16 protein-coding genes are annotated in these 14,368 nt (G+C 67.8%); 12 read left to right on the top strand and 4 right to left on the bottom strand.

What is annotated here, in order from left to right:
* Positions 1-236: 236 nt before the first annotated feature.
* Complete coding sequence (locus tag AC07U0_RS18285) at positions 237-1,349, bottom strand: CaiB/BaiF CoA transferase family protein (RefSeq protein WP_494721398.1); 1,113 nt, start codon at positions 1,347-1,349, stop codon at positions 237-239.
* A gap of 193 nt (positions 1,350-1,542) precedes the next feature.
* Between AC07U0_RS18285 and AC07U0_RS18280 the strand changes: the two genes are divergently transcribed.
* The 5 genes from AC07U0_RS18280 to AC07U0_RS18260 all read left to right on the top strand — a co-directional run bounded on the left by AC07U0_RS18280 (position 1,543) and on the right by AC07U0_RS18260 (position 4,961).
* On the top strand, positions 1,543-1,962 hold the full coding sequence (locus AC07U0_RS18280) for an Hsp20 family protein (RefSeq protein WP_494721397.1): 420 nt from the start codon (positions 1,543-1,545) through the stop codon (positions 1,960-1,962).
* 117 nt (positions 1,963-2,079) lie between these two features.
* Positions 2,080-2,340 (top strand): DUF1150 family protein, encoded by a 261-nt coding sequence (locus AC07U0_RS18275; protein ID WP_494721396.1) that lies wholly within the window; start codon positions 2,080-2,082, stop codon positions 2,338-2,340.
* Positions 2,341-2,491: 151 nt separating this feature from the next.
* Positions 2,492-3,169, top strand: coding sequence for a nucleoside/nucleotide kinase family protein (locus AC07U0_RS18270; protein WP_494721395.1), 678 nt, complete (start codon positions 2,492-2,494; stop codon positions 3,167-3,169).
* The gene (locus tag AC07U0_RS18265) at positions 3,162-4,370 is read left to right on the top strand and encodes a BaiN/RdsA family NAD(P)/FAD-dependent oxidoreductase (RefSeq protein WP_494721394.1); all 1,209 of its coding nucleotides are present in this window, start codon (positions 3,162-3,164) and stop codon (positions 4,368-4,370) included. The genes AC07U0_RS18270 and AC07U0_RS18265 overlap by 8 nt, the downstream gene beginning before the upstream one ends.
* A gap of 261 nt (positions 4,371-4,631) precedes the next feature.
* Positions 4,632-4,961 carry a TFIIB-type zinc ribbon-containing protein gene (locus AC07U0_RS18260; protein ID WP_494721393.1) on the top strand — a complete coding sequence of 110 codons (330 nt, stop codon included), beginning with the start codon at positions 4,632-4,634 and terminating at the stop codon, positions 4,959-4,961.
* 25 nt (positions 4,962-4,986) lie between these two features.
* On the opposite strand, the gene AC07U0_RS18255 is transcribed toward AC07U0_RS18260, so the two are convergent.
* The gene (locus AC07U0_RS18255) at positions 4,987-6,696 is read right to left on the bottom strand and encodes a hypothetical protein (RefSeq protein WP_494721392.1); all 1,710 of its coding nucleotides are present in this window, start codon (positions 6,694-6,696) and stop codon (positions 4,987-4,989) included.
* A gap of 166 nt (positions 6,697-6,862) precedes the next feature.
* Between AC07U0_RS18255 and chvI the strand changes: the two genes are divergently transcribed.
* The 7 genes from chvI to AC07U0_RS18220 all read left to right on the top strand — a co-directional run bounded on the left by chvI (position 6,863) and on the right by AC07U0_RS18220 (position 12,051).
* Positions 6,863-7,567, top strand: coding sequence for a two-component response regulator ChvI (gene chvI / locus AC07U0_RS18250; RefSeq protein ID WP_492949689.1), 705 nt, complete (start codon positions 6,863-6,865; stop codon positions 7,565-7,567).
* Positions 7,536-9,185 carry a two-component sensor histidine kinase ChvG gene (gene chvG / locus AC07U0_RS18245; RefSeq protein WP_494721391.1) on the top strand — a complete coding sequence of 550 codons (1,650 nt, stop codon included), beginning with the start codon at positions 7,536-7,538 and terminating at the stop codon, positions 9,183-9,185. The genes chvI and chvG overlap by 32 nt, the downstream gene beginning before the upstream one ends.
* A 9-nt stretch (positions 9,186-9,194) precedes the next feature.
* Positions 9,195-9,644 (top strand): HPr kinase/phosphorylase, encoded by a 450-nt coding sequence (locus AC07U0_RS18240; RefSeq protein WP_494721390.1) that lies wholly within the window; start codon positions 9,195-9,197, stop codon positions 9,642-9,644.
* A gap of 110 nt (positions 9,645-9,754) precedes the next feature.
* A complete protein-coding gene (locus AC07U0_RS18235) occupies positions 9,755-10,159 on the top strand; it encodes a PTS sugar transporter subunit IIA (RefSeq protein WP_207870070.1) in 405 nt (134 codons plus the stop codon).
* Between the two features lie 10 nt (positions 10,160-10,169).
* A complete protein-coding gene (locus AC07U0_RS18230; RefSeq protein WP_492949692.1) occupies positions 10,170-10,445 on the top strand; it encodes an HPr family phosphocarrier protein in 276 nt (91 codons plus the stop codon).
* 59 nt (positions 10,446-10,504) lie between these two features.
* Positions 10,505-11,290: a cytochrome b/b6 domain-containing protein gene (locus AC07U0_RS18225; RefSeq protein WP_494721389.1), complete on the top strand. Its 786-nt coding sequence runs from the start codon at positions 10,505-10,507 to the stop codon at positions 11,288-11,290.
* Complete coding sequence (locus AC07U0_RS18220; protein ID WP_494721388.1) at positions 11,287-12,051, top strand: molybdopterin-dependent oxidoreductase; 765 nt, start codon at positions 11,287-11,289, stop codon at positions 12,049-12,051. Before AC07U0_RS18225 ends, AC07U0_RS18220 begins: the two co-directional genes overlap by 4 nt.
* Here the strand turns inward: AC07U0_RS18220 and AC07U0_RS18215 are convergent.
* On the bottom strand, positions 12,048-13,076 hold the full coding sequence (locus tag AC07U0_RS18215; protein ID WP_494721387.1) for an oxidoreductase: 1,029 nt from the start codon (positions 13,074-13,076) through the stop codon (positions 12,048-12,050). The genes AC07U0_RS18220 and AC07U0_RS18215 overlap by 4 nt on opposite strands.
* Before the next feature lie 147 nt (positions 13,077-13,223).
* A complete protein-coding gene (locus AC07U0_RS18210; protein WP_494721386.1) occupies positions 13,224-14,270 on the bottom strand; it encodes a ribonucleotide-diphosphate reductase subunit beta in 1,047 nt (348 codons plus the stop codon).
* Positions 14,271-14,368: the final 98 nt, after the last annotated feature.

Here is a 14,368-nt window from a genome sequence, read left to right as displayed (position 1 = left end):
CTTCAAGATCAGCCTTGCAAGCTTTTTCTTGAAAAACTTTCGTTCCTCAGTCCCGCCCCTCAAACAACAGCCTGTCGACCGGTCCCGAGACTTGCTCGGGAACGGCGTCGGGGGCCGTTCGCTGGGCGGGATGGGCTATCTAGGGAAACCCCCGGAAGGGGTCAACCGCAATCTTCGGCCTTTCCGCCGATCGCCTGTGCGCAGGTCTGTGGACAGACCACTCCAAGCCCGCAGACTCAGGCTTTCCAGCGCGACAGCAATTCGTCGAAAGCCCGTTCGCCGGCCTCTTCGGAGCGGATTTCGGCCGAAGCATTCGAGAATCGCGGCGCCGGCGCGGGCTGCATCACGCCGCCGACATCCACGAAGGTCGCCCGCGCGGCGTTGTGCGGATGGGCCGCCGCCTCGGTGAAGCTCAGCACCGGCGAGACGCAGGCGTCGGTTCCGGCGAACTCCGCCTCCCAGTCGTCCCGGCTCCGGGCCGCGAAGGCTGCGGCGAAGACGCCCTCCATCTCCGCCCAGCCGGACGGATCATACTGGCTGAACCGGTCCGCCGGGATACCGAGCCCGGCCAGGAGGGCCGCGAAGAACTGCGGCTCCAGGGCCCCGACCGCCACATACTGTCCGTCGGCGCAGGCGTAGCAGCGATAGAAGGGTTTGGAGCCATCCAGCAGGTTGGCGCCGCGCGTCTCGCTCCACATCCCCTGTGCGGCCAGACCATGGAACATGGCGGTCAGGGTCGCGACCCCGTCGGTCATGGCCACATCGACGACCTGACCCTGACCGGTCGTGCGGGCGCCTATGATGGCGGCCAGCAGTCCGGCGACGGCGAACATCGCCCCGCCGCCATAGTCGCCCACCAGATTCAGTGGGACGGGCGGCGGCGCATCGGCGGCGCCCATGGCGTGAAGCGCACCGGTCAGGGCGATATAGTTGATGTCGTGACCCGCCCGGTCGGCCAGGGGTCCGGTCTGGCCCCAGCCGGTCATCCGCGCATAGACCAGACGCGGATTGCGGGCCCGGCAGACCTCGGGCCCCAGACCCAGCCGCTCCATCACCCCGGGGCGAAAGCCTTCGATCACCGCATTGGCGCGGTCGACCAGTTGCAGGACCTGTTCGATGTCCCCGGGGGACTTGAGATCGACGCTGACATGAGGCCGCCCCCGGTTCATCACCGCCCCGCCGACCTCCGCCCAGGCAGCGCCAGAGCGCCGCGCCAGCCGCACCACCTCGGCGCCCATGTCGGCCAGGATCATACAGGCCAGCGGCACGGGACCGATGGCGTCGAACTCCAGGATGCGCACTCCCGAGAGGGGGCCGGCCTTCGACGCGGGCGCGGGGCTGTCGGTCATCGCTTCCTCTCCGGGACGTCTCTCAAGGAGCCCTCGGCCGGTTGTGGGGCGCGGGTCCCGGACCGTCAACGCGGCCCGGTCGATGCGTCTCACGCTTGATACGGACGAAAACGGCGCCATATCGGGAGAACCGCCGGTCCTCGCCGCTCACGGGAGGGTCCGGTTCCACAGTCGCTTGTTCGAGGACTGACCGATGACGACGCGTACCATCCTGTTCGACAGCCCCTTTCTTCTGGGCTTCGACCAGACCCGCGCCCTGATCGACCGCGCCGCCAAGGCCGCGGCCGAAAGCTATCCGCCCTATAATGTGGAGCAGCGCGGCGACAACGAGGTGCGGATCACCCTGGCGGTGGCCGGCTTCACCCCCGACGACCTGACCATCACACTCGAAGGCCGCCAGCTGACCATCGCCGGCAAGCGCGAGGATGGGGCCAAGGTGGATCAGGCCTTCCTGCATCGCGGCATCGCGGCGCGCGGCTTCATCCGCAGCTTCGTCCTGGCCGACGGGCTGGAGGTCGAGGACGCCTCTCTGGAGCACGGCCTGCTGCACGTCGATCTGGTCCGTCCCGACGACGCCAAGGTGGTGCAACGCATTCCCATTCGGGCCGGCTGAACGCCGGACCCATGGTCCGATCCGCGCGGGCTGAGTCCAGCCGCGCATTTTCCGGCGTGAAAACAGCGCCGAACCGTCCGCTCCCCCGGGCGTTACAGATTTGAAGGAGGCGGTCACATGACGCCGACGATGATTATGACCAAGGAAGCTTTCGCCGGTCTGGGCGCCCCGGACCTCGTCTATGTGCGCGAGATCAGCGCCGCCGACGTGATGGGCGATGCGAAGATCGAGGACGCGCGCGGCCTCGAGATCGATCCGGAACAGACCCTCTATGCGGTGCACAGCGCCGACGGCGAACGCCTGGCCGTGATGCTGGACCGCGAGACCGCTTTCGCCGCCGCCGTGGCCCATGAGCTGGCGCCGGTTTCGGTGCATTAAGCGAGGTCGCTAACGCTCGCGACGCGGTCGCTCGCTGCTTGAGCGACGATTGAGGGTCGCCGTCACTCGCCAGGCGATATCCCCATGGTGTCTGCTGCGGCGACGCTTGGAGCGGTTGCCGTCTCGCGCCCCGGCGGCTAACCGTCCGGGCATGATTATGGTTGCGATCGAAGGCATTGACGGTTCCGGCAAGGGAACCGCGACGCGGGCTGTCTGCGCGCTTCTGGAAGAGGCAGGCCTGACGGTCGCGACCCAGAGCTTCCCCAACTACGGCAAGACTGCCGCCGCCCATGCGGTGCAGGCGGTGCTGAACGGCGAGGTGAAGGTCGATTCGGCCTATTATCTCGCCAGCCTGTTCTCGCTCGACCGGGCCGAGACCTTCCTGACCTCGGCGATGCCAGAGGTCGATGTGGTGGTGTTCGACCGCTACGTCCTGTCCAACGCCGCCTTCCAGATGGTGCGCCTGCCCGAGGCCGAGCGCGACGCCTTCCTGACCTGGCTGTTCGACTATGAGTACAACCGCCTCGGCGTGCCGAAGCCGGACCTGAACATCCTGATGCGGATCGATCCCGGGATCGCGGCCCAGTGGGTGGCGAAGAAGGCGGCGCGTTCCTACACCTCGGCGACGCGCGACGCCTTCGAGGCCGATGACACCTACCAGCAGCGGGTCTCGGACGCCTATTCCAGCATCGCCACGCGTCAGGTGAACGGCCCCTGGGCCATCGTCGAGGTCGCCGACGCCGACGGCATGAAGTCGCCCGAGGCCATCGCCGCCGAATGCCTGGCCCTGATCCGCGAGGCCATCGCGGCCAAGGCCACAAATGGCTGAGACCGTCGACGTCCTGATCGTTGGGGCGGGGGCGGCAGGGATGATGTGCGCCATCGAGGCCGGGCGGCGGGGACGCCGGGTCCTGGTCGTCGATCACGCCCGGGCGGCGGGCGAGAAGATCCGCATCTCGGGCGGCGGCCGCTGCAACTTCACCAATACGGGGACAACGGTCGCCAACTTTCTCGGCGAGAACCCGCGTTTCGCCGCCTCGGCCCTGAAACGCTACAGCCAGCACGACTTCATCAAGCGCGTCGATCAGGCCGGCATCGCTTGGCACGAGAAGACACTGGGCCAGCTGTTCTGCGACGACAGCGCCAAACAGATCATCCGCATGCTGGTCGACGATCTGCGGGCGGCGGGGGCGACGCTGAAGCTCAATACCGGCGTCGACGCGGTCACGCGGTCCGGCGACGGCTTCGAGGCCCGGCTGTCTGACGGCTCCGTCGTCCGCGCGGCCTCTCTGGTCGTGGCGACCGGCGGCAAGTCGATCCCCAAGATGGGCGCGACCGGCTGGGCCTATGATGTGGCGCGCCAGTTCGGCCTGCGGGTCACCGAGACCCGCCCCGCCCTCGTACCCCTGACCTTCGAGACCGGACTATTGGAACAGCTGCTGCCGCTGGCGGGGGTCGCGGTCGACGCCGTGGTCGCGGCGGAGCGCAAGGATGCGCCGGAATTCGCGGAAGCCATGCTGTTCACCCACCGGGGTCTCAGCGGCCCGGCCATCCTGCAGATCAGCTCCTACTGGCGTGAGGGCGAGGCCATTCGGGTGGACATGGCCCCGGGGGTCAAGGTGTTCGAAGCGCTGAAGGCGGCGAAGGAGGCCAATGGCAAACAGGCGCTGGCGACCGCGCTCGGCCACATCATCCCGCGCCGTCTGGCGGATTCGATCCTGCAGCGCGAAGGCCTCCAGACCCCGGGCCGGGAAGGCAAGCTGGCCGAGCTGGGCAATGCGAAACTTCAGGCCTTGGGCGCCGCCGTGAACGGCTGGACCGTCAAGCCGGTGGGGTCCGAAGGCTATCGCACCGCCGAGGTCACCCTGGGCGGGATCGACACGGCGGCCCTGGACCAGCAGACCATGGCCGCGACCACCGTCCCCGGCCTGTTCTTCATCGGCGAGGCGGTGGACATCACCGGCTGGCTCGGCGGCTATAATTTCCAGTGGGCCTGGTCGTCAGGCTGGGTCGCGGGCCAGAACTGCTGAATCCCCTGCCTGCGACGTCCCGCCGCGCGACCTCTCGCCGGATTGGCGGGCGAACCTTCGCTTCCTAGCTTTCAGACGCGGGACGGGCCCCTCTGGCGCCGTCTTCCGGATCGATCCGCCACGGCTGTCCCCCCAGTGCGTCGCGAGAGGCCGGAAGACGCGTGATGTCGGACCGCATCGGGCGCGCCCGGCGAACAGCTTGTCCCCCATGACGGTGTCTTTCGCCGGGCGTCCCGAACCCCGTTCACAAGAGGACCGACCATGCCCTTGCTGATGTGCCCCAACGATTCCTCCGCCATGCAGACCATGGAGCGCTCCGGCGTCCAGTTCGACATGTGCCCCAGCTGCCGGGGCGTCTGGCTGGATCGCGGAGAGCTGGAAAAGCTGATGGAGGCCGCGACCGCCGATGGTCGCGCCTCGGCCCCGGCCCAACCCGCCTATGTCCCGCCGCCTCAACAGCCCCCTCAGCAACCCTGGGGCGGCGGAGCGGCCTATCGGGACGATCACCGGCGCGACGACCGCTATCGCCATGACGATCGCGACCACTACAAAAAGAAGAAGCGCGACAGCATCTTCGACATCTTCGACTGAAGTCAGGCCCTAGGCGGCCAGAAACCTAGGCCGCCAGCCCCGCCGACTTCATCAGCCCCTTGAGCTCGCCGAGCGCTTCCGGCGCGGCTCCCAGGGCGACGCGGGTGTCGGGCGCCCGGAACAGGCGGATGGCCTCGGCCTTGGCCCGGTCGGCGGCAGGGCCGAAGGGCGCCGTCTCACCGGCCGCGAGCCGCAGCAGGGCCGCCAGCTTCTGCGGTGCGGGCGCCGCGGCGCGGGCCAGCTGGGCCGTCAGCTTGGCCTCGCCCTCGACCACGCCGCCGACGTCGCCGATGGCGGTGCAGATCTGGGTCTCGTCATGTTCGGCCAGGGCGCTGGCCCGCACCGACCGCTGCAGTCCGGCCAGGACGTGCAGCTTCTGGGTCGGGCGCACCGTCGAGGTGCGCATCTCGGTCTCGAAGCGCAGCGAGGTCACGCAGGCCACCAGCCAACGCGCCGCCGACCGCTTGTTCGCCACTCCCATGACGTTCTCGCACAGCCGCGTCAGGGTCTCGGCCTCGCACAGTACGGTCTCGCACAGGCTGACATAGGCGCCGACGAAATCGGCGGTGACCAGGCTCTTTGAACGTTCGACGAAGGCGTTCTGAACCTCCTCCATCGTCAGCAGACGCCCGGCCGTCGCCGTCAGCGACATGGCGAGGGTGCGCAGGATGTCGATCTCGCCGACCGGGTCGGTGGGACGCAGGCGACGCGGCCCCATCAACTCGCGCAGCACCATCCGCGCCAGGGAGGCGGCCAGGATCGGGAATTCGCCGCCGGCCAGATGCTCGCCCAGCCGGGCCGCCGGACCGTCGACGACGGGCATCAGCAGGGACAGGCGCGCATCGGCCCGGACCAGGGCGTCGATCTCGCGCGGAGCCACCATGCGGACGATGGCGGCCATGCTGCCGCCCTGATCCAGCGACGGACCGAGGATTTCGGCCAGATTGGCCCGGCTGGCGAACAGCTCGCACAGAATTTGTTCGAGGCTGACCAGAACCAGGGCGCGCGGTGGGCCCGACGGCGGAGCCCGATCGGCCAGGTCCATCAGGGCGCCGAGCCGCGCCCGCGCACCCTTGACCCCGACCAGGGCGCCGCAGATCACGCCGCCGATGATGAAGGCCCGGTCCGGCGCGCCCGAAATCCGGTGCGCGATATCGGCCAGGGAATGGTCGGTCAGGTTGGAGAACAGATTGCGGCGGCCGGCCGTGATGACCCGCTCCATCGCCTGACCGGTGAGCTTCTGGTAGTGGCGGATCAGGTCGTGCGTGGCCATGCCGTTGGCCTGGGCCTCGGGAATGGCGATCTTCTGCAGGGCGTGCTGGACCTCGACACCCGAGGCTTCCAGCTTTTCCACCAGATCCGGCCGGTGCAGCAGCTCATAGGGCGTGGCCCCGTTGCGCGTCAGCCAGTCTTCCAGCACCCGCCCCAGAAGGTCGCGGGCGTGCGGCGTATAGAGGTCGCCCGGCTGTTTGCAGGCCGGTCCGGTGTCGATCTCGGCGACCTTCTTCCTGGGAGGCTCGGCCGCGCCCCGGGTCATCAGGATGACGGTATTGAACTCCATCGTATCCGGATCGAGGGTCTCCTTGGTGACCCGAACCGCCACGGCCTGACGGTCCCGCATCAGGTCCTCGGCGGTGTCGATCGCGTTCTTGCGGTCCTCTGTCGCCATGGACAGGGTCCAGGGCGAGGGCGCCGTCTTGCGGATATAGATCTCGTAGTGGACAGGTCCGGCCATTGGGACAGCCTCGCACAGGAGGCTTTAAGGCGAGGTTGAGCCCCTAAACGCTTGGTTCCGATGGGCTGTGGCCGTAATGTCACCGCGATTACAGTCGAACGGTTACGCTTGACGTGCGTTGATCGGGTCGAACCGATTGACCGCCCACGATTTGAGGAGGCCCCGCTTGGCCAATATCACCCTGGTCGATGACGACGAGAACATCGTCGCCTCCGTGTCCCTGGCGCTTGAAAGCCATGGCCACAAGATCACGGCCTATCACGACGGGGCCACCGGCCTTGAGGCTCTGGAAAACACCCCGCCCGATCTCGCCATCCTCGATGTGAAGATGCCGCGTATGGACGGGATGGAAGTCCTGCGCCGCCTGCGCCAGACCTCGCAGATCCCGGTCATCATGCTGACGTCCAAGGATGAGGAGATCGACGAGATCCTCGGCTTCAACCTCGGCGCCGACGACTACATCCACAAGCCGTTCAGCCAGCGTCTGCTGATCGAGCGGGTCAAGGCCCTGCTGCGCCGCACCGGCGCCGACGGCGGCGAGCCCGAGCCTTCCGCCGAGATTTCCGGCAAGGCCATCCGCCGCGGCAAGCTGGTCATGGACCCGGCCCGTCACGAGAGCACCTGGGACGGCAAGCCGGTCAAGCTGACCGTCACCGAGTTCCTGCTGCTTCAGGCCCTGGCCCAGCGCCCCGGCTTCGTGAAGAGCCGCGACAACCTGATGGACGCGGCCTACGACGATCAGGTCTATGTCGACGACCGCACCATCGACAGCCACGTCAAGCGGATGCGCAAGAAGTTCCGCGTGGTCGACAATGAGTTCGACGCCATCGAGACCCTGTATGGCGTCGGATATCGATACCGCGAGAGCTGATCCCGCTCGGGACACTGGCCGGGACACCGATGAAGCCACGCCCCGCCGCCTGAAACGCTTCGGCGGGTCGCGGCTGGGCGGGCTGATTCTCGTCCTGAACCTGCTCAGCCTGCTGATCCTGTTCGGCGGCGCCCTGCTGCTCAACGAGTGGCGGCGCGGCCTCGTCGAGGCGCGCGAGGAGACCCTGATCGCCCAAGCCGAGCTTCTGGCCAATGTGCTGGCGGACAAGGAATATACGGTCGGCGAGCCGATCCCCCAGTTCAATATCGAGAAGACCCCGGGCCTGCTGCGGGACATCTTCATCCCCGAGGGCCAGAGGGCGCGCCTCTATGACGCCGACGGCCTGCTGTTCCTCGACAGCTATACGGTGACCGAGACCATCCCCGGCGCGCCCCTGCCCCCGGCCCGGCCGGCGGGGTCCCGCGCGCCGGACACGCACAAGACCGACGAGCGCAACGCCGCCACGGTCCGCAAGGCTGAAGCCGCCCTGACCGCCGAGGTCGAGCGCGCCCTGCAGGGCGAGCCCCAGGCCGAGGTGCGGCTGTCGGAGACCGGGGATCGCGTGGTCTCCGTCTCCATCCCGGTTCGCCATGTGCAGAAGATCCTCGGCGTCCTGACGCTGGAGGCGGGCGACGTCGACGAAATCCTGGGGGCCCAGCGCCGGGCCCTGACGCCCTTCGCCCTGGTGGCCCTCGCGGTGAACCTTCTGGCGTCCCTGCTGCTGCATCTGTTCGTGGCCCGTCCGGTGATGCGGCTCTCGGCCGCCGCCGACGAGGTCAAACAGGGCCGCGCCCGCGCCATTTCCCTGCCCGACCTCGAAGGCCGCAAGGACGAGATCGGCGATCTGGCCCGCTCGCTGGAGAGCATGACCGAGACCCTGTCGGACCGGATGGACGCCATCGAGGCTTTCGCCGCCGACGTCTCGCACGAGATCAAGAACCCCCTGACCTCGATCCGCTCGGCGCTGGAGACCCTGGATCTGGTCAAGGACCAGAGCCAGCGCGACCGGCTCACCGCCCTCCTGCAGGCCGACGTCAAACGGCTGGACCGGCTGATCACCGACATCTCCAACGCCTCGCGCCTGGACGCCGAGCTGTCGCGCGACCGTCCGCGGCCGATCGACCTCAACGTCCTGATCGGGGACATCGTCGGCATCTATGAGACCACCGCCAAGCCGGGCGAGGCGAGCGTCGTCCTGACCCCGGGGACCGGCGACACCCGCGTGCTGGGCCGCGACGGCCCGCTGGGGCAGGTGTTCCGCAACCTGATCGACAACGCCCGCTCGTTCAGCCCCGCCGGTGGTCAGGTCCGCGTCGAACTGCACAGGAACGAGGCCGATCCGGCCCGGGCGCTCAGCGTCACGGTCGAGGACGACGGTCCCGGCATCCCGCCCGACAACCTCGAGACGGTGTTCGAACGCTTCTACACCTCCCGGCCCAAGGGCACGGTGTTCGGGGCCAACTCCGGCCTCGGACTGTCGATCGTGCGCCAGATCGTCGAGGCCCACGGCGGCCTGGTCATCGCCGAGAATCGGGTGAGCCCGGACGGCTCGGTCACCGGCGCCCGCTTCCGCGTTGATCTGCCCACCACCCATCTGGCTGTCATCCGGCGCGGCTAAGGTCTTCCCATGACCCGCCCCGTCCACGCTACCGCCGTCGCTCGTTTCGGTCCGAAGGGCTGGAGCGGGGTTCTGCTGACCGGTCCGTCGGGGTCGGGCAAGAGCGACCTGGCCCTGCGGCTGATCGGCCTGGGCTGGCGGCTGGTCGCCGACGACTATTGCGAGGTCTGGGCCTCGGGCGGCGCGGTCTGGGCCAAGGCCCCCGAGCGCATCGCCGGTCTGATCGAGGCCCGGGGGCTGGGCATCGTCCCGTCGTCCGCACGCCCGCTCGCCCGGATCGCCCTGGTGGTCCGCTGCGGACCCGAGCCGGTCGAGCGCCTGCCTCTTCCCGAGACCACGACCGTGTGCGGCCTGACCCTCCCCCGCCTCGTTCTGGACACCCGCCCGGTGTCCGCCGCGAACACCGTCGAGGCGGCCCTGAAGGCCACACTCGCGGGGCTTGATGTCGCACCGCTTTAAACCGGCGCAGGTTTCCTCTATCTAGGCCCGCTTGCGGTCCGGTCGGGGCTCCCTTCCCGGCGGACAGACGCGAGACTTGCGGCCGGGGGGCGTAGTTTGGTGAAGCCTTCATGATCGGGCTGGTGATCGTCACTCACGGGGGCCTGGCCTCCGAATTCCTGGCGGCCATGGAGCATGTCGTGGGGCCCCAGCGGGGCGTCGCGGCCATCTGCATCGGCCCCGAGGACGACATGGAGCGCCGCCGGCGCGACATCGTCGACGCCGCCGCCGCCGTCGATGACGGCTCGGGCGTCATCCTGCTGACCGATATGTTCGGCGGCACGCCCTCGAACCTGGCCATCTCGGTGATGGAACAGACCCATGCCGAGGTCATCGCCGGCCTGAACCTGCCGATGCTGATCAAACTGGCCAGCGTGCGCGGGCGCGAGACGCTGGAAGCCTGCGTCGCTCACGCCCAGGACGCCGGACGCAAGTATATCTCGGTCGCCTCCTGGGTTCTGGCGGGCGAGAAATAGGGACCACCGCATGCCCACATCCTCGGCCACCGCGAACATCTGCAACACCCGGGGACTGCACGCCCGGGCCTCGGCCAAGTTCGTCAAGCTGGCCTCCAGCTTCGAATCCGAGATCCAGGTCACGCGCGACGGCACCACGGTGGACGCCCGCTCTATCATGGGCCTTTTGATGCTCGGCGCCGGCAACGGCTGCACCATCGACATCTCGGCCGAGGGCGCCGACGCCGCCGAGGCCATCGAGGCCCTGAACGAACTGGTAGCGACCCGCTTCGGCGAGGACGAATAGGGGTAACCTTCCGTCCTTTCCGGGCGTAGCCTTGGAAGACGCACAGGCAGGAGGCCTCGATGACGGATCAGACTGTCGACGACGCTCCCGCCGAGACCACCTCTCCAGCTCCTGCCTCCCACGATGACCGCCCCCTGCCGGGCGGGCGCACCGACACCTTCCGGCATCCGGTCTGGGTCCGCATCGGGCACTGGATCAACGCCACGGCGGTGATCGTGTTGCTGATGAGCGGGGCCAATATCCTGCTGGCCCATCCGCATCTCTACTGGGGGCTGAAGTCGACCTTCGCCGAGCCCTGGCTGAACATTCCGACCTTCCCCGACTGGCTGCTCCTTCCTCAGGGGCGGGACCTGGCGACGGCCCGTCGCTGGCATTTCTTCTTCGCCTGGTTGTTCGTGATCAACGGTCTGGTCTGGCTGGCCTTCAGCTTCATCACTCGGCGGTTCCAGACGCGCCTCTGGCCGACGGGTCGGGACCTCAGGGGTTTCTGGCCCTCGGTGAAGGAGCATGCCCGGCTTCACTTCCCCAAGGATGACGAGGCCCGGGCCTATAATGTCATCCAGAAGCTGACCTATGCGGCGATGGTGCTGGTGGTCCTGCCGATGATGCTGATCACGGGCCTGTCGATGTCTCCAGGATTCAACGCCATCGGCGGGATCCTGCTGGACCTCATGGGCGGGCGGCAGTCGGCGCGGACCCTGCATTTCCTCTCGGCGAGCCTGATCCTCCTCTTCCTTCTGGTCCATGTGGGGCTGGTGATCTGGACGGGCCTGTTCAACAACATGCGGGCCATGATCACCGGCTGGTTCGTCATTGAGCCCTCAAGCGAGGAGGACCCGTCGTGAGTGGTCTCAGCCGCCGAAGCTGGCTGGCGCGGGCCCTGGCCACCGCCGGGGTCATGGCCCTGTCGGCCTGCGAGCGCGGGTCGCAGCTGGGGACCCGGCTGCTGGTCTCGGCCGAGAGCCTGACCAAGGCCGCCCAACGACTGATCCTGCCCCGCGACGCCCTGGCCCCGGAATATGAAGTCAGCCAGATCTCACGCGACTTCCGTCCCAACGGCTCCATCGATCCTGCGGCGGCCGACTATCTGGCGCTCAAGGCCAATGGCTTCGCCGACTACCGGCTGGAGATCGGCGGGCTTGTCGAGCGGCCGCTGAGCCTGTCGCTGGCCGAGCTGCGCACCCGACCTGCCCGCACCCAGATCACCAAACACGACTGCGTCGAGGGCTGGACCGCGATCGGCCAGTGGTCGGGGGCGAAGCTCTCGGCCCTGCTGGACGAGGCCGGGCTGAGGCCCGAGGCGAAATACATCGTCTTCCACTGTTTCGACGCCCTGACCCAGACCGAGGACGGGCCCCGATATTACGAAAGCATCGACCTGATCGACGCCCGCCACCCCCAGACCATCCTCGCCTACGACATGAACGGCGAGGTTCTGGGCGTTCCGCACGGCGCGCCCCTGAGGCTGAGGGTCGAGCGGCAGCTGGGCTACAAACACGCGAAATACATCAAGCGGATCGAAGCGGTCGAAAGCTTCGACCAGATCGAGGGCGGCAAGGGCGGTTACTGGCCCGACCGCGGCTATGAATGGTACGCGGGAATCTAGAGGGCGACCTCCCGGCCTTCGCGGCTGCTGATCATTCCGGCCTCCAGCACCTCCATCACCATCAGGGCTTCCGACGGCGGGACCGGGTTGGGGCCTTCACCGCGCACGGCCTTCGCCACGGCGGCGTAGTAGGCCGGATAGTCGCCAGCGGGGCCGGAGATCGATGAGCGTTCGCCGGTCTCGCCCTCGACGATCGTCGGGGGAGAGGGATCGACGCCCCAGCCGGGCGCGCCGGGGGCCATGCCGGCTTTCAGCTGGTCCTCCTGCGGGTCTAGGCCCGAGGTGAGGAAGCTGGCCTTGGTCCCATGGACGGCGAAGCGGACGTCGGGGGCGGCGATCAGCATGGCGGCGTTAAGCACGACCCGAAGGCCGCCGTCATAGCGCAGCGTCGCATGGGCCCGGTCGGGCGACAGGCCGCCGTCGCGCTGGATGGCGAGGTCGCAGGTGATGCCGAGAGGACGGCCGAACAGATGCAGGGCCTGGTCGATCAGATGGGGTCCCAGATCCTGCCAGACGCCGGCGCCGGGCGCCTCGCGCCAGCGGTCGCGGACCACAGGGCGGTAGCGATCGAAATGGCTCTGGTAAGTCACGATCCGGCCGAGGCGGCCCGAGGCGATTTCCGCCTTGAGGGCGAGGAAGTCGGCGTCCCAGCGGCGGTTCTGGAAGACGGAGAGAAACAGGCCTTTGCTTTCCGCGAGATCGACGACGCGGCGGGCGTCGTCGAGGCTGAGGGCGAAGGGCTTGTCGACCACCACCGCCTTGCCGGCCTCGAGCGCGGCTTCGGCCTGTTCGGCGTGCAGAGCGTCGGGGGTGGCGATGACGACGAGGTCGATCTCGGGATCGGCGAGGGCCGAAGCGAGGTCGGGGACCACGCGGGCCTCGGGCCAGTCAGCGTGGACGGCCTCGGGCCGGGTCGAGACGACGGTGTGGAGGCGCAGGTCCGGGCAGGCCGAGATCAGCGGGGCGTGGAAGGTCTTGCCGGCGAAGCCGTAGCCGATGAGGGCGGTGTTGAGGGGTTGGGTCATTCAATTACCGCTCATCCCCGCGAAGGCGGGGACCCAGTTCTGTCGTGAGGCGGAACGCCTCGGATCAGCGTCAGAGTGACGCCGTCAAAGCTGATCGCCCAAAGCGCTGGGTCCCCGCCTTCGCGGGGATGAGCGGAATCAAGGCGCTTAGCCCGGGACGTGGCTCATGTCGCGGCGGGCCATCATCTTGTCGAACTCGCCCCAGACGCCTTCGGCGCCGTGCCAGCTGCCTTGCGTCGCGGCCTTGGAGTATTCGGTGGCGCGGGCTTCGAAGAAGTTGGCGTGTTCAACGCCCGACAGCAGGGACTGCAGCCAGGGCAGGGGGTTTTCCTTGATGCCGTAGAGCTCGGGCAGCTTGAGCTGGCGCAGGCGCCAGTCGGCGATGAAGCGGATGTATTGCTTGATGTCGTCGGGCGTCATGCCGTTCACGTCGCCGGCCTCGAAGGCCAGGTCGATGAACTTGTCTTCCAGACCGACCACCGTCTCGCAGCACTGGACGATGTCGTCGGCCACGGCCGGGGTGACGCAGCCCGTTTCCTTGTTGAAGGCGTGGTAGAGCTTGATGATGCCGTCGCAGTGCAGGCTTTCGTCGCGCACCGACCAGGAGACGATCTGGCCCATGCCCTTCATCTTGTTCTGGCGCGGGAAATTCATCAGCATCGCGAAGGACGCGAATAGTTGAAGCCCCTCGGTGAAGCCGCCGAACATGGCGAGCGTCCGGGCGATGTCCGCGTCGGTGTCCACCCCGAAACGGCCCATGTAGTCGTGCTTGTCCCGCATGGCCTCATATTCCATGAAGGCGCCGAACTCGCTCTCGGGCATGCCGATGGTTTCGAGCAGCAGGGCGTAGGCCGCGATGTGAATGGTCTCCATGTTCGCGAACGAGGAGAGCATCATCTTGACCTCGGTCGGTTTGAACACCCGACCGTATTTTTCCATGTAGTTGTCCGCGACCTCGATGTCCGACTGGGTGAAGAAGCGGAAGATCTGCGTCAGCAGGTTGCGCTCCTTGTCGTTCAGGTTGACGGCCCAGTCCTTCATGTCCTCGCCGAGGGGCACTTCCTCGGGCATCCAGTGGACCTGCTGCTGCTTCTTCCACATGTCGAACGCCCACGGATAGCGGAACGGCTTGTAGGCGGCCGAGGGCGTCAGGAGGCCGGGGGTACCCGGCTTGATGATGGCGTGGGCGTTCATCGGGGAGAAGCTTTCGAACGATTCCGTGGACTGGCATTCACCATGCGGGCTGATCGAAACGGCGCCAAGACCCAAAGCGGCTATGTTGCGATCACTTT

It is taken from the genome of Brevundimonas sp. GW821-FHT02A10, from assembly GCF_059422025.1.
The sequence above is the reverse complement of the archived record's forward strand: the minus strand, read 5'-3'. Positions and strand labels throughout refer to the sequence as shown.